The organism is Microbulbifer maximicatervae (SeqCode) (assembly GCF_056231245.1).
This window is the reverse complement of sequence record NZ_CP174334.1, coordinates 4,668,724-4,686,164: the sequence shown is the minus strand read 5'-3', so window position 1 is coordinate 4,686,164 and position 17,441 is coordinate 4,668,724. Positions and strand designations below refer to the sequence as shown.

Sequence of the window (17,441 nt, the reverse complement as noted above, 5' to 3'; positions counted from 1 at the left end):
GGCAACTGGTGCTATAGGCGCCGGGTTAGATTCGATAACCCTACCTTCCTGTTAGCACTTGATGCTAAAATCACGCAAACCGGGCCCAGCCCGGTTTTTTTGTGGGAAGTGCTGCGGCTCGTTTGTGGCAAGCGCTGTGGCACCGCAATTTCTTCGCTGACGAATTCATTTCATCATGACTCAAGCCGATCGCTGGATGTTACCGGATGGCATTGCAGAAATTCTGCCTGCGGATGCCGTGCAATTGGAGACTCTGCGCCGCCAACTACTGGACCTCTACCACTGTTGGGGGTACGAGTTGGTGATACCGCCGATGTTGGAATTCACCGAGTCCCTCCTGATTGGGATGGGCCATGATGTAGATCTGAGCACCTTTAAGGTCACCGACCAGATATCTGGTCGCACTTTGGGTATACGCGCGGATATGACTCCGCAGACTGCCCGGATCGATGCCCACAGCTTTCCCCGCAGAGGCGCTAACCGCCTCTGCTATGCCGGTCAGGTGGTGTACACCAAGCCGCGAACCCCGATGGGTTCGCGAGCGCCGATACAGGTTGGTGCCGAACTGTTTGGTGTGGACAACCTCGGTGCAGACCTCGAGGTGATCTCGCTGATGCTGCAAAGCCTTCAGGTAGCGGGTGTCAGCCAAGTGCACCTGGACCTGGGCCACGTCGCGATTTACCAGAGTCTGGTTGAAGCGGCGGGCCTCAATGACGAGCAGCGCAGCGCCCTGTTGGCAATGTTACAGAGCAAGGCGACTGCTGATCTGTGCGAGTGGGTCGAGGAGAATGTTGGCGACCAGAAGGCTGCCGAGTGGCTGAAGGCACTCCCGGGGCTGGTTGGGGGACGGGAATGCCTGGATAAGGCTCGTGAACTCTTTTCTGGAGCCCCGCAAAATTTGTTGGCGGCAGTCTCCGATTTGAGGCAGGTAGCTGAGGCTCTGAATGAGCGTTATCCAGAGGTGACACTGTTCTTCGATTTGAGTGAAGTACGCGGCTACGACTATGAAACAGGTCTGGTATTCGCCGCCTACACACCGGGCCACGGCCAGGCATTGGCCAACGGTGGACGCTACAACGGTATCGGAGCCGTGTTTGGGCGCGATCGCCCAGCAACAGGCTTCAGTAGTGACCTGGTGGCATTGAGTAATCTGGGCAGCGCCGCCGTTGAAGAGGGCGCTGCGATACTGGCGCCAGATGTCAGAGGCTCCCAGGGCGCTGAACTGTGGAAGGCGATTCACGAGCTGCGGGCTCAAGGCGAAGTGGTCATCACAGCTCTCGCTGGTGGTGCCGATAGTGAACTGGATTCCCGCTGTGACCGCGAGTTGGTTGCTGAGGGTGATTCGTGGGTAGTAAAACCACGAGACTGATTTTTCGGGCGCAGTGGATGTGCCTATTATCGCGCGGGCCTACCCGCAGACATCCATTTATGTGGGGCCCCGGCTCCCGCAGAGAAAAACCTGAGTTTAGAGATTTATACAGATGGGCAAGAACGTAGTAGTACTGGGTACCCAGTGGGGCGATGAGGGCAAGGGCAAGATTGTCGATTTGCTAACCGAGAAGGTCTCGCTAGTAGTGCGTTTCCAGGGTGGTCACAATGCGGGCCACACCCTGGTTATCGATGGCGAAAAAACCGTACTGCACCTGATTCCCTCCGGTATCCTGCGCCCCAGCGTAACCTGCTTGATCGGTAATGGTGTGGTGCTCTCCCCGGAGGCGCTGCTGAAAGAGATGGCTGAGCTGGAAGAGCGCGAAGTTCCTGTGCGCGAGCGCCTGCGTCTTTCCCCGGCGTGTCCGCTGATCTTGCCTGTGCATGTTGCCCTCGACCAGGCCCGTGAAAAAGCACGCGGCGCCAAAGCGATCGGTACTACAGGTCGCGGTATTGGTCCCGCTTACGAAGATAAAGTTGCTCGTCGCGGTCTTCGTCTGGGTGATCTGTGCAACTGGGATAACTTCTGCCACCAGCTGAAAGAGCTGATTGATTACCACAACTTCGCCCTGACTGAATACTACAAAGTTGACCCGGTCAGTTATGAGGACACCGTTGAGCAGGCCAAGATCTGGCGTGAGCAACTGGTGCCGATGATCACCGACGTTGCCGACCACCTGCACAAAGCGCGCGAGAACGGAGAGCATATCCTGTTCGAAGGCGCCCAGGGTTCCCTGCTGGATATTGACCACGGTACCTACCCGTTCGTAACCTCCTCTAATACCACTGCTGGCGGTACCGCTACTGGTTCTGGTTTTGGTCCTCTGTACCTGGATTATGTATTGGGCATTACCAAGGCCTACACCACCCGCGTTGGCGGTGGCCCATTCCCTACCGAGCTGGACTGCGAAGTTGGTCGTCACCTGGGTGAAAAAGGTCACGAGTTTGGCGCTACTACTGGCCGCCAGCGCCGCACCGGTTGGTTTGACGCTGTTGCTGTGCGCCACGCGATCCGAATCAACAGTATTTCTGGCCTGTGCCTGACCAAACTGGATGTTCTCGATGGCCTCAAGGAGGTAAAGGTTTGTGTGGGCTACCGCAACAGCGCTGGTGAAGAAGTCCCAGTACCATTTGATGCGGCAGGTTGGGAAGGTGTCGAGCCGGTTTATGAGTCTATGCCCGGTTGGACAGAGAACACTGTCGGTGTGCGTCGTGAAGCGGATTTGCCGGCCAATGCACGCGCCTATATTGCTCGAATCGAAGAGCTGGTGGGCGCTCCGGTAGACATTGTTTCTACAGGCCCCGATCGCAACGAAACTATTGTTCGCGAATCTTCCGCTTTGTGCGAAATGGGTATTCACAACGCTAGCGTTTAAGCCCTGACCGCCCGGTTGTGAATGTGCAGTCTGGTGATGGCCTTGCTATTTTAAGTGAGGCCTCTGATCATTAGACCTGTTCCAAGTTATTGGTCGTGCACTACACGCAGGCTTATGACCTGAATTTAACCGGGCTAATTTATGTCATCTTCTGTTTCCGTTGCCAGTCGTTACAGTTTTGCTGAAGAGATCGCCAATAGTGTGACACATGGTGTTGGAGCTCTTCTGGCGATTGCCGGTCTGGGTGTATTGACCGGATTTGCTGCCCTGCGCGGGGACGCCTGGCATATTGTCAGCTCCAGCGTTTATGCCTCCACCCTGATACTCTGTTTCCTAGCCTCCACGCTGTACCACGCAGTCAGCCATATCGGCGCCAAAGCGATACTGCGGACCCTGGACCACTCGTCAATCTTTCTATTGATTGCTGGAACCTATACTCCCTTCACCCTGGTTACCCTGAGGGGCCCTTGGGGTTGGTGGCTGTTCGGTATTATTTGGGGGCTCGCGCTGATCGGATTGATTATTCAGTTCACTCCGCTGAAGAAGATTCGAGCTCTGTCTATCACTCTCAGTGCCTTGATGGGATGGGTCGTGGTGGCTGCTATCAAGCCGCTGTCGGATAGCCTAGAAACTGGCGGTTTGTGGCTGTTAGTTCTCGGTGGTCTCTGCTACACCGGCGGAATCGCTTTTTACCTCTGGCGCAGCCTGCGCTTCCACCATGCAATTTGGCATCTCTTTGTGCTGGCGGGCGGTATATTGCACTTCTTTGCGGTGCTGTTTTACGTCATTCCCTAATCTTCCCGTTTTGCGGCGGAGCTCACCCTAAAGGTGAGCAGCACGAACTTTCCTCTCATGTGACTGTCCAGTTTAATAGTGGGTGGGAAGTTCAACGGTTACCAGCCAATCCACCTTTCGGATAAGAGTGGCTCGTTCTACCCTTGAGCGAGCAAAAGTTGTGTCGAAGGTAACTCCATGCCCAAATTGCAATGGTTTCAATATCTGTCTGCCATCCTCGTGATAAGCGCAGTTCTCCTGGCTTCCAATACCCATGCACAAGAGAAAGCCGATCCGGCCTTCGAACAATGGGTAAAGGAGTTCCGCAAAACCGCGATTAAGAGTGGAATCTCTGCGGAGGTTTACGACCAAGCTTTTAAAGGAATCACTTCTCCAGACCAATGGGTTCTGGATCGTGCAGCCTATCAGCCTGAATTCAAAGCGCCGGTGTGGCAATACTTTGATAACCGGGTGCAAAAGAGAGCGATTGAGCGAGGCAAGCGGGAAAAGGAGAAAATGAAGCCCTGGCTGGATAAGATCCAGAAACGCTTTGGGGTGGACCCCAATATCCTGCTGGCGATCTGGTCTGTGGAGTCCAGCTTTGGAGGCATCCTCGGCAACGATAAGGTAATGCGCAGTGTCATTCGCTCCCTGGCAACACTGGCCTATGCGGATCCCCAGCGCAAAAAGTTTGGCCGACAGCAGTTGCTGGCTGCACTAAAAATCTTGCAGGCCGGTGATATTGAGGGCCAGCACCTATTGGGCTCGTGGGCCGGAGCTATGGGGCATACTCAATTTATCCCTACCAGCTACCAAGCCTATGCGGTGGATATCGATGGTGATGGTAAACGGGATATTTGGAATTCTATTCCGGATGCACTCGCTACCGCTGCCAATTTGCTATCCAGTAATGGCTGGCAGCGAGGTAAACCCTGGGGGTATGAGGTCAATATACCCGCTCGTAAAATGCCTGCAGGGAAAATGTCGGTAGCCGAATGGGAGAAGCTCGGTGTCACACGCGCCAATGGGGAGCCCTTTCCCAGCAAGAAAGCCATTGCCGAATTAAAGTTACCAGACGGCCGCAATGGCCCGGCATTTTTAGTGTTCAAGAACTTCTTTGTTCTCAAGCGTTACAACAATTCAGATCGCTATGCGATAGCTATAGGCCTGTTGGCAGACCGGATTGGCGGCGGTGCGCCTTTGGTAAATGATTGGAAGCGCCCATTTACTCCACTGGATAGTGTTCAAGTGGAAGAGTTGCAGAAGTTTCTCAAACAAAAAGGGTTTTACACCGGAGAAATTGATGGCAAGGCAGGTCCGGGTACCCGCAAAGCGGTGAGTGAATTTGAAAAGAGTGCCGGCGTTGAAGTTCAGGGTTACCCGAGCAAGGAAGTCCTGGAGTTGTTGAAGAAACAATAGAGACTCCCTAAAAGTTCTCATCCGGTAGGAGCGTATCCTGGAGTAGCTCCAGATTCTCGACAACACCCTCGGGTTCACGGAAGTAGGCGATGTGATACATCGCCTCGCCTTCCTGGACCAGAGGGATATTCTGTCGCCCAATAATGATTCCATCCTCATTGCAGATCAGTTGGTCCAGTTCCTGGCCGTATGGATCTGCAATGGTCGCCAATAGGTCGCCCCGGTAGACCTGATCCCCGAGTGCCTTAAGATGATTGGCGATGCCGCTATCCCCCGCGCGAAGCCAACCGCTGCGTCGAGCAACAAATGGCTCTATCACATTTGTCTTCCGGGTTTGCGGCAACATCTCCAAGTGCTTCATCATATTGATCACACCTTTAACACCGGCGCGGATACTGAGTTCATCAAAGCGCAGGGCTTCACCAGCTTCATAAAGTAATACTCTTACCCCGAGATCCGCGGCTGCTTGGCGCAGGGATCCATCGCGAATAGAAGCGTTGAGTAGCACGGGAACACCAAAGGCCTTGGCGAGTTTTCGGGTTTGCTCATCGTCCAAGTTAGCGCGAATTTGGGGGAGGTTACTGCGATGTACGGCTCCTGTGTGTAAGTCGATGCCATAGTCGCATTTGGTGACTATTTCCTTGAGGAAGACGTGAGCCATACGTGCGGCGAGAGACCCCTTTGCCGAACCTGGGAATGAGCGGTTTAGGTCGCGCCTGTCAGGTAGATAGCGGGTGTGCTGCAGTACCCCGTAAACATTAACCATTGGAACTGCAACCAGGGTCCCGCGCAATGACTTCAGGCGGCCGCTTTGGATAAGTCGGCTTATTATTTCAATACCGTTGAGTTCGTCACCGTGTATGGCGGCACAAACGAACATCTTGGGACCATCTTTTTTACCGCGCTGCACATAAACTGGGATTGCCATTTCTGTGCTTGTGTAAAGCCGCACAACGGGCAGATCAATATGGCAGGACTCGCCCCTGGCGACATGGACCCCGCCGATCTCAAAATCCGAGCGCTCTTCCATAACACTCATAGGCAAATAGATATACCCATAGTGTATAGGCAGATAAGAGTTGACCCGGGCAGCAAATGTTGATGCAGCTGCCCGAGTACTTCGCTACAGCTGCCCGATTGATTGGGCAGAAGTCGCCAGGTTATGAGAGCGGTCCCCATTTAGCCAGATACCGAGGGCAGGGCTCCAGTAGCCTGAGGGGTGGTACCACAGCCCAGTCTCTACATCCGCGAGCAAGTTAGTTCCCCGCCAGGCACTCGGCCCTTGATTGTGGGGGTCTTTTCCTTTCTCTCCAGCCTCCCCACCTTGTGACCACTGAGCGGCACCTTGGGTATCAAAAATCGCGAGTGGCTTGCCGTCGGGGTTGGAAAGGTAATGCTCGATATTGTCGGCAGTCCATTGGCAGAGAATGGCATTGGTTTGAGGTTGGTGAATCCAATGGCTTAAACCTCGGGACTTGCCGTCAATATTGTGAATTTCCCCCCAGATACCCAGGCTGCTCCAAATAGTGACAACGCGGCGCTGGCGGGTTGATTTTCGGTGGGTACATGTCTTGCTTAACCGCCGACCGAAGGGGTCGTAGCGGAAATAGGTTTTAAATTCCCCGCACTCCGCGTGGCTCATCAGGCCCCAGCCGTCGTACTGGTATTGATAATCCTTGCGGCCTGGTATGTTGCTTTCACTAATAATATTGCCGCGCTTGTCACTTTCTGTTTGAGGTTGAGTCGGACTTTGCTGTGCCCGCAGCGGGTTGGTCATTTGCAGGGGAGGGGATTTATCGAAGTGCCAGGAAAGTGCTTGACCTGACTCCATACCTACCAGGCGCCCAAATAAATATTTGTGATTACTGCGAACCTCCCCTTGAACCTGAAGGATATCTTGGCCTTTGGATTCGGTGCGAACAATGGCTTCACCATTGGCATCGATACCATACAGGGCTCCACAAGGGGCGAATGTATAAGACAAGTCGAGATTGTCGGAGCTGGCACTCTTTAACCAGCCGCGTTTGTCATATTGATACTGAAGGCTGAAATCCCGGATATCGGCGCTGTCGTGATGCTCTGCGGTTACCCGACCGCGGCTGTCGTATTTAAAGCGCACTGAGGAAAGGGCATTATCTGCCTGTACCAGCCTGTTGTGTTGGTCGTAGTGGAACTCACTATTTTGGCCACTGTTATTGCGAATACCGGTTAATACACCGCTGTTGTTATAATTGAAGTACCAGCGAGAGTCATTATCACAATATTCATGCAGGCTGCCGTCTATATTGTAATGCCAACGCCAAGATCGATCCTGTGGTGCCTTGTGGCTGACTAATTGCCCGTAGTGATCATATTCCCAGTAGTAATTCCCTACGGGGCTCTCCAGGCAGGTGAGTTCATCCCTTGGGCTGTAGATTAATTCCCAGTTGTTACCATCAGCGAAATTGATATGGCACGGGCGGCCCGCGTTGTCATAATCACAAAGAATACTCTGTCCACTGTCTCCGTGGATGGCATTGGGCAGGCCGCGTTCAGAGTAGTCCAGACCGTACTGGTGAATACCCAGGTGGGCTTCACGCAATTCACCCGCATTGCCATAACTCCACTCACGCCATACTTCGCCATTCATCTTAAGCGAAGTGATTCGTTGCCAGTGGTCGTACTCAAAGCTCAGGACTTTATCGTCTCTACGAACGGACTGCAGCTGGCCTTGCCCATCCCAGCTGAAGTCCACTTTGCCTCCCTCTGGGTCCTGAATCTGTGTGATCTGCCCCCTATCTGTATAGAGAAACAGCCAAACATGTTTTGCCGGGTCGACAATACGTTCTGGGCGTCCCTTCTCGTTAAACTTGTATTGCCATAGGGTCTCTCCATTGATAACTGCCGCTTGTAAATAGCCGCGATCGTCATAGAGATATCGATTACTAATATTGTGAGAGGTGGATCGGACAAGCCGGCCGAATTCATCGTGACGGAAGAAAAGCCTATGGCCGTTGGCCTGAATTTCTTCACTGAGATTACCGTAGGAATCAAAAAGCCAGCTAAGGCTACGAGATTGCTGCTGTTCAGAAATTCTCTGGCCGAACTTGTTAAAGCGTATATAAATGGGACCGGACAGCTCTGACTCGATCGTGCAGGTATTATGACTTGCGTGCCAGTTAAGACTGGTGATTAATTCATTGGACTGTATTAGCTGGCACCGGTCGTGTGTATCGTAGGTAAATTGATGAATTCCAGATTGGCTATTATTTAACTGTACCAACTGTGTATTGTTATATTGGTATCTTTCTCTTTTAAGGCCGCTACAACTTTCGAGTAGTTGACCATCTTGATAATTGTAGTTGCAGAGGTCGCTTTGACCTTCGGCAGCGTGGCTATTTATTAAATTATGGATATGACCGTTCTGGCAGTTAAATTCAACAACACGACCCCAGGAGCTGACCATTTTCTTAGGCAGGCCCTCCTGATAGTCGATTGTTATGGCGTTACCAAATTGATCCCTGATTTCTACAAGTGGTAGAGCGCTATTTACACCATCAGCGCGAAATATTTTGTGATGCTGATTGAATGTCGTCAATCGATAACTGTGCAGGCTTTGCCTGAATAACATCAACCGCTCAAAGCGGTTGTAGCACCCGTGACCAATGGCGGGTAATTTGAATTTTACAGACCTCCCTTCGGCAGTAACCAGCTTTACAACGTTATCGTGTACAACAAGCTTTTCACTGAGAGAGTGCCGCCAGCCCACACCAATGCCAGTATCCTCATTGAGAGAGGAGCGAAAATATCGTTTCCATTCAAACGGCAGCGGTCCAGGAATAAGTACGTCTGTTCGCTCGAAAGCGACTTCCCCTGTTGCGGTAACGACGTGCCCGTTAATTCGATGGCAACGATCTAAAGCTGGTACCACCTCGTTCTCGGGGTTAATACCAGGGGTATTGGTGAATTGCGTGGGGTTGTCTTCAGCTTCATACAGGAGGGGTAATATTGGTGCTGAATCGATACTAAAGCGATTAGACGTGATACTTGGCAGCTTTGGCCAAAAGCCCTCACTCACTGGAGTGGATGAGATGTTTTTTAAAGTATGTTCGACCTGAGAGAGCCAGCGCACAGCCGATGCAGGGCTCTCATGAGAAAGAGTAATTGTCGGAGGGGTAAGCGTATTGAGTAAGTTAGGTATTAGCTGGGTTAGACGTTCCGGTGTCATATTACAGTATCCGGTAAATCAAATTAGCGGTGTAACTTTCTAATTGTTACGTCAGAAGAACTGGGACGTTCGGTAACACTTTGTTCGTGGGGGAGTATTTGACGCAATGATTGTGAAGAATATTCCAATATTCCTGCAGTAATATTGTCGCGCCCACCTAGGCGATTAGCATCGTCAATAAAACGATATACACACTCTAATGCCGGACGATGAGTGGCCAGTACGCGCTCTATCGCATGATCATCAAGATATTCAGTGAGCCCGTCGCTACATAACAAAAGGAGTGCGTTTTGCGTGAGTTTCCAGCTATTTATATCCGCCTCTACACTGCTGGAAACCCCCAAGGCACGGGTAATATGGTTGCGGACATTGGACTCTTTGGCTTGCTCGGGGGTTAATTGACCTGAATCAATCATCTCCTGTACAACGCTGTGATCTCGTGTAAGGCGCTGCAATCCATAATTGTTCCACAGGTATGCGCGAGAATCGCCAATATGTGCAACGATTAAAAAGTCGCGCCACATGACCGCGGCAACCAAAGTTGTTCCCATATTGGAAAACTGGGGGTTCAGGTTTTTGGTATTGATTAGAGCTGTATTTGCGCTGTTGACTGCGTCGATAAGGGTGGCGCGCAATATAAGCTGTTGCTGTTCAGACGTGCAGGAGAAAAAAGTGTGTTTCAGCAGGTCATCGAGATGGGCTTGAACCGTCTCAGCTGCAATTTTACTGGCGGTGGCGCCACCGGTGTAACCGCCCATCCCGTCGGCTACCACAATATAGGCAAAAGGCTGCTCCGCCGACGCGTACCAGCGAATGCTATCTTCGTTTTCCTCACGAACCTGACCAATGTCAGTGCGCCCGTTGACCGCCAGACTAATTTGATCCATGTCTGGTGCAACTCCCCTTTAATAAAAAGCAATACAATGCGGCGTAATATTATTACAACCGATCACCGAGGCTAATGTTAACTTGCTCGCATACCAAGTTTGAAATACTTTTCACTGATTTGCGATAATAAGAGCCTTACCTCTCTACAGAAAAGGCTTTAAGCCAGCTAAAAAAGGACCCATAGGCAAAATGCCCCGTTTGCCCAGGCTCAATTTGATAAATGTTCCCCAGCATATTGTGCAGGTAGGCCACAACAATCTGCCCTGCTTCTTTGATGAGGAGGATTATCAATATTATTTGATTAGTTTGCGTAACGCGTCAGACCAATATGGCGTTGATGTTCACGCATATGTTTTATTGCCCAATATGATCCAGATCATAGCTACGCCCACGATACCGGATGGGATATCATCTATGATGCAATCCCTTGGGCGTCGCTATGTGCAGTTTGTCAATCACCGTTACAAGCGCTCCGGAACACTATGGCGAGGGCGCTATAAGTCCAGCTTGATTGATTCTGATGCGTATTTGTTGACCTGTTACAGATACGTAGAGTTGCGCCCACTGTATTTGGGATTGTCAGACTCCCTTGAGGATTATGAGTGGTCAAGTTTTAACCATCACGCAAACATTAAGAAAGATAATTTGATCAAGGATCACCGCTTGTATCTATCTCTTGGGAATACAGTGGTGGAGAGAGCGCAATCTTATAGGAAGTTATTTCAGTATAGCTTTGATCGAAAGTTGCTCGACTATATCGCTGAAACGATTAAGTTAGGTCATGTGCTCGGCGGGGATGCGTTTAAAGAGAAAATTGAGCAGATTGTTAACCAAAGAGTACGACCGCTTAAGCGTGGTCGTCCTAAAAAAGCAAATAAAGTCGAAAAAGAACCAAAAGAAACTGCCTAGCTAAAACCTAATGTCGGGTTGAGGGCATTAAAAGGCCATAAGAAGTAGGGTAATTAAGCCCTGTCAGCAGGTGACAAATTGTGAGTAGGCCCAGCATTTCAACGGGATTTCAGATCCTTGGCGATAACAATAAGGAAAAACCAGTTATGGATTTTGGCACTGATAGATTGAAAGTTGCGATCCTGGGTGATTTCAGCGGGAGAGCGAGTCGCCGCCAGTGTGAACCCGAAACGATTTCCAGTCGAAGGGTATACCTGTTGAACCGCGATACCTTTGAGGGCGTTTTTGCTGATCTAGGTGTGAGTTTGCAGTTGCCCGTACTGGATCGCCCTCTGGGATTACCATGCTTTGATGATTTACACCCAGATTACCTTTATAGCCGTTTGCCACTGTTTAAGAAGTTTATTGAGCTGGAGCGCAGGCTGCTCGATCCACGTCAGTTCCAGCAGGCTGCTGAGGAAATTCAACAGTGGAAACCAGAGTTAGCCACTCAGCAGGACTTGGGTCAGCGCGATAGCGAGCAGTCGATATTGGATGAAATCCTGGCTGCAGGTCGAGAGCGTAATGCAAAGGAAGGTCAAAATACTTTCCAGGTTGACCAGCTAATCAAAGATATTGTCGCTCCTTACGTGCAGAAAAGTGAGGACCCTCGCCAGGGTGAATATCTAAATGCCCTGGCTGAAGCTACGTCTGATGCGATGCGTAAACTGATGCATCACAGTGATTTTCGTCAGTTAGAGGCTAGTTGGCTGAGTCTGCAACTTTTGCTGAGACGTGTCGAAGAGCACGGGAACCTGGACTTTTACTTAATAGACGTTAGTAAAGAAGAGCTTCTAGCTGATTTTGCTGAAGCCGAAAGCGACTTGGAAAAGTCGCAGACATTTAAGTTACTGGTTGAGCGTGAAACAGCTTCTGGGAATATGCCCTATAACCTGGTCATAGGGGATTACTTTGTTACTGATGAGGAGCGAGACCTTCACCTGCTGATAGATTTATCCACGATTGCAGAGGCTGCGGGAAGTGCACTTTTATTGGGTGGGGATCCAAAATTAGCAGGCTGTCCAAACTTGTCAGGTTCAGTAGATCCTGATGATTGGTACTATCCGTTGAGCGATCAGTTTGCGGAAAGTTGGCAGGCGGTCCGTGAATACTCTGCTAGTGAGCATGTTGCGTTGGCAGCTCCCAGATTTATGCTGAGACTCCCCTTTGGGAAAAATACTTCTACAACAGAGTATTTTAATTTTGAAGAATTAACCCCAGAGCAGGGTCATGAATATTATCTTTGGGGGAATAGTGTTTATTTATTGGGGTTAGCGGTTTGCCAAGGCTTTTCTCAAACTGGCAAATTACAGCCCCCTTCGTCTGCAAGCTATGAAGACTTACCCCTTCATTTACGCAAGTTACCTAATGGCGAATTATTGACGCCCTGTGCAGAAGCGCTCCTGACAGATAGGGCAGCTGCAAAATTTATGCAGGCTGGTATTAGCACTATGCGTTCAGTGCAAGGGCGGGATCAAGTCATTCTTCCGAGCTTTAGCTCTCTGGGTGGCGGTACCCTCAAAGGCCCTTGGGTGTAAGTGTAGGGATTGGATCTTTACAGGTATACGCAGGCAAAAATCTACCTGAAGACTATGAATAAACCACTATTGTGAGTCAGGAATAAATGGATCTAATTCTATCAGTATTGGCCGACCCTTCTGGCGCCAATATGCTTAAACATACAAAACTGTTCACGAAAGCTGGTGGCAGTTTGGGTCGCTCTGCCGATAATTATTGGGTTTTACCCGATCCAGATCGAGTGGTTTCCTCAAAACACGCACAGATTTCCTTTACCGATAATCAGTTTTTTCTGGTAGATACTAGTACTAATGGAACCTATTACAATGATTCAGAAAATCCGTTAGGAAAGGGAAATCAAGTCCCATTAAAAGAGGGCGACATGATCGTTCTCGGGGAATATAAATTGAAAGTTTCACTGCGACAGCCTAAGGAAGAGGGAGATCTTCCCAAAGGTCTGGGAAGTGCAGATTTTCTCGATACCTCGGATCGAACAACATTCAGCGCGGATGCCATGGCAAAAATGCAAAGCCAGGCAGAAGCGAAAGAATTGGATAGTTGGCTTGAGCCGGGTTCCAGCCCGCAGTCAGATGTGGCTCAAACTGGGGAGTGGGGCTCGATTGGGCTGGGTAATCAGGCTAATACCCCAACTAGCGATAGTCTTCTCACCTCGGAATCGGGCCCTCTGGACCCACTTGCAGCCTTTGGCCAATCTGACCCGTCTGGTCTTGTTGGTGGTATTCCTGAGATGTCACCCGTCGGTGGCTTAGTGGGTTCTACGGGTCAGCAGCAATCCAGTAATCAATGGTCTGATGATGAGTGGTGGAAAGATGGTAGTGACGATGATCATGTGCCAGCTGACCAGCACTCAATGCAAATAAATCCCCAGCCGGTACCGGAACCTGTCGTTGAGACGGTTGCGGTGCCTGAATCTCAAGTGGTATCTCCGCAGCCGCAAGTTCCTATGGGTGGTTTCCAGGGGATTTCACAGCAACCTGTAGCGACTCCGATACCACAACCTCAGGCTATGCAGCCACAGCCACAGCCACAGCCACAGCCACAGCCACAGCCACAGGCAATGCAATCTCAGCCCTTAGGGCAGCCCCAAGGGTTTAATCAGCAGCCAATTTCTCCGCCTGCTCAAGATAACCCCTTTGCAGACTCTTTCGCTGCTATGCAGGGGCAACAAGTTGATGGCGCTCCAGGGTTTGGTTCCGGGCAATCGTCCTCGCAACCGCAACCGCAACCGCAACCGCAACCGCAACCGCAACTACAGCCAAAACCAAATCCACAACCGGATTTGGCTGCCCAAGCTCAGCAGTTTTCGCATTTACAGCAATCCCCAGTTGCTCAGCCCACAGGTTCTTCAGGGGGCAGCATTTTTGCATCTACTCTCGGCCTGAATATGAACCCGGTCCAGTTGCAACAGGCGGACCAGCAAGCAGCTGAAATTGTCCGGGAAACAGTAGCTCGTCTTATTGACCTTTTGCGCGCAAGAAACAGCATAAAGAATGAGCTGCGTGTGCAGCGAACCATGATTCAAACGGAAGCTAATAATCCGCTGAAATTCAGTGCTACGGAACGGGATGCATTGGAAGCCATGTTTGCGGGTACCGGTGCTTTTATGAATCCTGCTGAGGCAGTGAAGGATAGTTTTGATGATTTGTCAGATCATCAAGTTGCGGTTTTGGCTGGAATGAGAGCAGGTTACAACGCCATGCTCAAATTCTTTAGCCCGGAAAATATTGAGCGCAGACTGGGGAATACTTCCGGCGTTTTTGGAAACAAAAATGCAAAAAAATGGGAAGGATTTACTGCAATTTACAGGGAGCTAGTTGGTGATCCGGATAATTGCTATCGCAAGTTGTTTGGTGATGAATTTGCAGTTACTTATGAAAATCAATTATCAGAGTTAAAAAATGCGCGAAGCATTAAAAATTAATAAGTTGACGGAAAAGAGGGAATTGCTTGTGTCGATAAAAAAATTATTTCAGGTCAGTTTAATCGCTGTTTTGGCAGTTGCAGTTGTTGGTTGCCAAACAACGAGGCGGACTCTAAATCTGGATACCAGTCTCGAGTTGGTTGTAGAGACACAGAATGACGTAAACCCAGATGATGATGGCCGAGCTTCTCCCGTTGTTATACGAGTGTTTATGCTCGCGGATGAGCGCCAGTTTGCCCGTGAAGATTTTCTTAACCTTTACGAGAATGCTCAATCCCGCCTCGGCAAGGATTTGATTGATACTGTAATCCTTAAAGAGTTTGCTCCAGGGGAACAGCGTATAGAAGAACTGGCTTTAACGCCGGACGTAAAATATATCGGGCTTCTAGCTGAGTTTGTACAGTATCAGGATGCAGAGGCACTAATGGTGCTGCCAATTACAGACCACAAAAAAAATGAATATGAAGTATCGCTGGCCGATGTACGAATTGGTTCGCCAGATGATATTGCCAAGCGTCGTCGAGCAAAAATGACTACTCGTGGCAGCGAAGATGATAGTGGGGAAACAGTTACAATCTCCAAAGAAGATTATGAAAGAATGAAAAAAACGCTCCCTGATATGCAGCGGTCTCAATAGGGCAGAAATTATTGCCCGGGCAATAAAAATTGCTGCCCTGGAAATATTACGAGAGCTTTTTAAGGAACATTTATGTCGGCAAACAATAAAGTGATCTGGAGCGAGGGCATGTTTTTACGCCCTCAGCATTTTCAACAGCAGGATCGCTATCTCGAACAGCTTGTCGAAGCGCGCACAGCTCCGCTCGGGCCTTATACCTGGGGGATTGTAGAGCTGGCGATCGATAGTGAGCCATTATCGATGGGAAAAATTTCTCTATCGAGAGTGAAAGCTGTTTTTCCCGATGGTACCCCGATACTTGCCCCTGAAAATGAGCATTTGCCGGATGTTCTGGATGTTCCGGTTAATACTCGTGATGAAATAGTCTATTTATGTGTGCCGATGAAGCGCCCAGGTAGTCAGGAGTCGATTCGAGATCAAGAGGACTTCCCGCAGGCACGTTATCAGGCTTCGAACTTTGATGCCCGTAATAGTGCGGCGTCTTCTGGTGAGTCCGCGCGTATCCAAGTCGGAAAGTTAAGAGCTTGTCTCAAATTAGGTAGTGATGATCTGAGTGGCTATGCTGCGGTTGGGGTTGCCCGAATTAAAGAGCGTCAACCAGAAAAGCCGGTAGAGCTTGATTCTGACTATATCCCACCGCTGTTAAATGCGGAGACTTCTGCGGTTATCAATGCATATATTGAAGAAGTAAAAGGATTGCTCGACCATCGAGGCTCGGCTCTGGGTCATCGTTTGAGCGACAGCGGAAGAAGCGGATCTGCAGAAATTGCTGATTATTTGTTGCTGCAGGTTATTAACCGCTTTGAACCCTTATTAAAGCAGATAACGGCTCAGCCCCGATTACATCCGCACAACTTATTTCTTGAATTATTGCAGTTGGCAGGCGAACTTTCGACGTTTACTGCTCCGTCTAAGCGCCCTCCAGAAATTCCAGTGTATGCACATGAAGATCTGCAAGTAAGCTTTGCCGGGCTGTTTTCAGCACTTAGGCAGTCGCTCTCCACAGTACTGGAGCAAACTGCAATTGCTATGGAATTGGTGCAGCGCAAATTTGGGATATATGTTGCGCCGGTTACTGATCCTTCATTATTAAAATCAGCCAGTTTTATTATGGCCGCAAAAGCGGATATGCCTGGCGATCTATTGCGCAGCCGCTTCCCCACGCAGGCAAAAGTTGCCCCTGTCGAGGCGATTAGAGAACTTATCTCAGCGCAGTTACCCGGCTTGACTCTGCGCCCTCTTCCCGTGGCTCCTCGACAAATTCCCTATCACGCAGGGTTCACTTACTTTGAGGTGGAGCGCAGTGGAGAGTTATGGCAGGCCATGACTCGCTCGGGTGGTTTTGCAGTGCATCTGGGCGCAGAGTTCCCTGGATTAACTATGGAACTCTGGGCCATAAGGAATAATTAATATGAGTAATGACAGCTTTACTCCTCCACGGGCCCCTAATGCTGGGGATAGAACGGTTTTGATACCGACACCCGGTGCCGCAGCGGCACCGGCAGCAGCTCAGGCTCAGCCACAATTCTTTGCCAGCCAAGATGCCCCGGTCGAGGCTCAGGTCCGCAACAGTCTTAATCCATTGGTGTCTGCGGCTTCAAAATTGTTAGGCGTAATTATCAAATTGCGCACAACGATGAACCACGCCAACGTACCAGATCTGCACAAGCGACTTACTACGGAAATCCAAAGCTTCGAGCGTGAGGCAAAGCAGCTGGCTTTAACACCTGAATCAGTGCTAACAGCCCGTTACTTGCTATGTACTGTCGTGGACGAGGTTGTTTTGACCACGCCTTGGGGTACAGCTAGCGGTTGGAGCCAGCACTCTCTACTTAGCCTATTTCACAAAGAGACTTTTGGAGGGGAGAAGTGTTTTGTCATTTTGCAGCGCATGCTGGAAACTCCCGCAAGTCATTTGGAACTCCTTGAGCTTTTTTATCTGTGTTTGAGCTTGGGCTTTCAGGGTAAGTATCGGCTCGTACAGCGTGGACACGAACAAATAGAACAGATTCGTGATGAGCTCTACAGAACAATTGAACAGCATAAGCAGCCAATGGACCGAGATCTTTCGCCGCGTTGGCAAGGATGCGTAGAGCGAAAATCCCGGCTGATTCACTATATACCCCTCTGGGTGATTATGAGTGTTGTCCTGGGATTGTTACTTGCAACTTATAGTGGTTATCGCTGGTGGCTCTATGAAACGACGACACCGGTCGCAGACCAGATTTTAGATTTGTCCAAAAGTGATGATGAGTCTCCGCAAGGAGAAGGGTAACACTCGGGCTGATATTGATCCTGGGTATG

The 17,441-nt window shown here is 50.1% G+C and carries 13 protein-coding genes; 10 read left to right on the top strand and 3 right to left on the bottom strand.

What is annotated here, in order from left to right; all coding sequences use genetic code 11:
• The first annotated feature begins 175 nt into the window (after positions 1-175).
• The 4 genes from ACJJIS_RS20475 to ACJJIS_RS20460 all read left to right on the top strand — a co-directional run bounded on the left by ACJJIS_RS20475 (position 176) and on the right by ACJJIS_RS20460 (position 4,997).
• Positions 176-1,369, top strand: a complete 1,194-nt coding sequence (locus tag ACJJIS_RS20475) for an ATP phosphoribosyltransferase regulatory subunit (RefSeq protein ID WP_413664099.1) — start codon at positions 176-178, stop codon at positions 1,367-1,369.
• Between the two features lie 112 nt (positions 1,370-1,481).
• The gene (locus tag ACJJIS_RS20470) at positions 1,482-2,804 is read left to right on the top strand and encodes an adenylosuccinate synthase (RefSeq protein ID WP_475708937.1); all 1,323 of its coding nucleotides are present in this window, start codon (positions 1,482-1,484) and stop codon (positions 2,802-2,804) included.
• 141 nt (positions 2,805-2,945) lie between these two features.
• Positions 2,946-3,599: a PAQR family membrane homeostasis protein TrhA gene (trhA, locus tag ACJJIS_RS20465; RefSeq protein ID WP_282930278.1), complete on the top strand. Its 654-nt coding sequence runs from the start codon at positions 2,946-2,948 to the stop codon at positions 3,597-3,599.
• A 177-nt stretch (positions 3,600-3,776) separates the two neighbouring features.
• Positions 3,777-4,997, top strand: coding sequence for a lytic murein transglycosylase (locus ACJJIS_RS20460; RefSeq protein WP_475708936.1), 1,221 nt, complete (start codon positions 3,777-3,779; stop codon positions 4,995-4,997).
• Between the two features lie 7 nt (positions 4,998-5,004).
• Here the strand turns inward: ACJJIS_RS20460 and ACJJIS_RS20455 are convergent, their stop codons facing one another.
• The 3 genes from ACJJIS_RS20455 to ACJJIS_RS20445 all read right to left on the bottom strand — a co-directional run bounded on the left by ACJJIS_RS20455 (position 5,005) and on the right by ACJJIS_RS20445 (position 10,091).
• Positions 5,005-6,027, bottom strand: coding sequence for a succinylglutamate desuccinylase/aspartoacylase family protein (locus ACJJIS_RS20455; RefSeq protein WP_445359322.1), 1,023 nt, complete (start codon positions 6,025-6,027; stop codon positions 5,005-5,007).
• Between the two features lie 93 nt (positions 6,028-6,120).
• Entirely contained in the window at positions 6,121-9,204 is a 3,084-nt protein-coding gene (locus ACJJIS_RS20450) for a DUF6531 domain-containing protein (RefSeq protein ID WP_475708935.1), read from the bottom strand.
• Between the two features lie 23 nt (positions 9,205-9,227).
• A complete protein-coding gene (locus tag ACJJIS_RS20445) occupies positions 9,228-10,091 on the bottom strand; it encodes a Stp1/IreP family PP2C-type Ser/Thr phosphatase (protein WP_413664103.1) in 864 nt (287 codons plus the stop codon).
• A 190-nt stretch (positions 10,092-10,281) separates the two neighbouring features.
• Here ACJJIS_RS20445 and ACJJIS_RS20440 point away from each other — a divergent pair, with 190 nt between their 5' ends.
• The 6 genes from ACJJIS_RS20440 to icmH all read left to right on the top strand — a co-directional run bounded on the left by ACJJIS_RS20440 (position 10,282) and on the right by icmH (position 17,412).
• Entirely contained in the window at positions 10,282-11,001 is a 720-nt protein-coding gene (locus ACJJIS_RS20440) for a transposase (protein ID WP_475708934.1), read from the top strand.
• Positions 11,002-11,081: 80 nt separating this feature from the next.
• Positions 11,082-12,578, top strand: coding sequence for a type VI secretion system contractile sheath domain-containing protein (locus ACJJIS_RS20435; RefSeq protein ID WP_475708933.1), 1,497 nt, complete (start codon positions 11,082-11,084; stop codon positions 12,576-12,578).
• An 86-nt stretch (positions 12,579-12,664) separates the two neighbouring features.
• Positions 12,665-14,500, top strand: coding sequence for a type VI secretion system-associated FHA domain protein TagH (gene tagH, locus ACJJIS_RS20430; protein WP_475708932.1), 1,836 nt, complete (start codon positions 12,665-12,667; stop codon positions 14,498-14,500).
• Complete coding sequence (gene tssJ / locus ACJJIS_RS20425; protein WP_475708931.1) at positions 14,478-15,137, top strand: type VI secretion system lipoprotein TssJ; 660 nt, start codon at positions 14,478-14,480, stop codon at positions 15,135-15,137. The genes tagH and tssJ overlap by 23 nt, the downstream gene beginning before the upstream one ends.
• Positions 15,138-15,209: 72 nt before the next feature.
• A complete protein-coding gene (gene tssK / locus ACJJIS_RS20420; RefSeq protein ID WP_444906611.1) occupies positions 15,210-16,547 on the top strand; it encodes a type VI secretion system baseplate subunit TssK in 1,338 nt (445 codons plus the stop codon).
• A gap of 1 nt (position 16,548) precedes the next feature.
• Complete coding sequence (gene icmH / locus ACJJIS_RS20415; RefSeq protein ID WP_413664109.1) at positions 16,549-17,412, top strand: type IVB secretion system protein IcmH/DotU; 864 nt, start codon at positions 16,549-16,551, stop codon at positions 17,410-17,412.
• Positions 17,413-17,441: the final 29 nt, after the last annotated feature.

Coding starts and splice junctions, on each gene's coding strand:
- ACJJIS_RS20475 (WP_413664099.1), top strand. CDS start 176: ATGACTCAAGCCGATCGCTGGATGTTACCGGATGGCATTGCAGAAATT.
- ACJJIS_RS20470 (WP_475708937.1), top strand. CDS start 1,482: ATGGGCAAGAACGTAGTAGTACTGGGTACCCAGTGGGGCGATGAGGGC.
- trhA (WP_282930278.1), top strand. CDS start 2,946: ATGTCATCTTCTGTTTCCGTTGCCAGTCGTTACAGTTTTGCTGAAGAG.
- ACJJIS_RS20460 (WP_475708936.1), top strand. CDS start 3,777: ATGCCCAAATTGCAATGGTTTCAATATCTGTCTGCCATCCTCGTGATA.
- ACJJIS_RS20455 (WP_445359322.1), bottom strand. CDS start 6,027: ATGGAAGAGCGCTCGGATTTTGAGATCGGCGGGGTCCATGTCGCCAGG.
- ACJJIS_RS20450 (WP_475708935.1), bottom strand. CDS start 9,204: ATGACACCGGAACGTCTAACCCAGCTAATACCTAACTTACTCAATACG.
- ACJJIS_RS20445 (WP_413664103.1), bottom strand. CDS start 10,091: ATGGATCAAATTAGTCTGGCGGTCAACGGGCGCACTGACATTGGTCAG.
- ACJJIS_RS20440 (WP_475708934.1), top strand. CDS start 10,282: ATGCCCCGTTTGCCCAGGCTCAATTTGATAAATGTTCCCCAGCATATT.
- tagH (WP_475708932.1), top strand. CDS start 12,665: ATGGATCTAATTCTATCAGTATTGGCCGACCCTTCTGGCGCCAATATG.
- tssJ (WP_475708931.1), top strand. CDS start 14,478: ATGCGCGAAGCATTAAAAATTAATAAGTTGACGGAAAAGAGGGAATTG.
- tssK (WP_444906611.1), top strand. CDS start 15,210: ATGTCGGCAAACAATAAAGTGATCTGGAGCGAGGGCATGTTTTTACGC.
- icmH (WP_413664109.1), top strand. CDS start 16,549: ATGAGTAATGACAGCTTTACTCCTCCACGGGCCCCTAATGCTGGGGAT.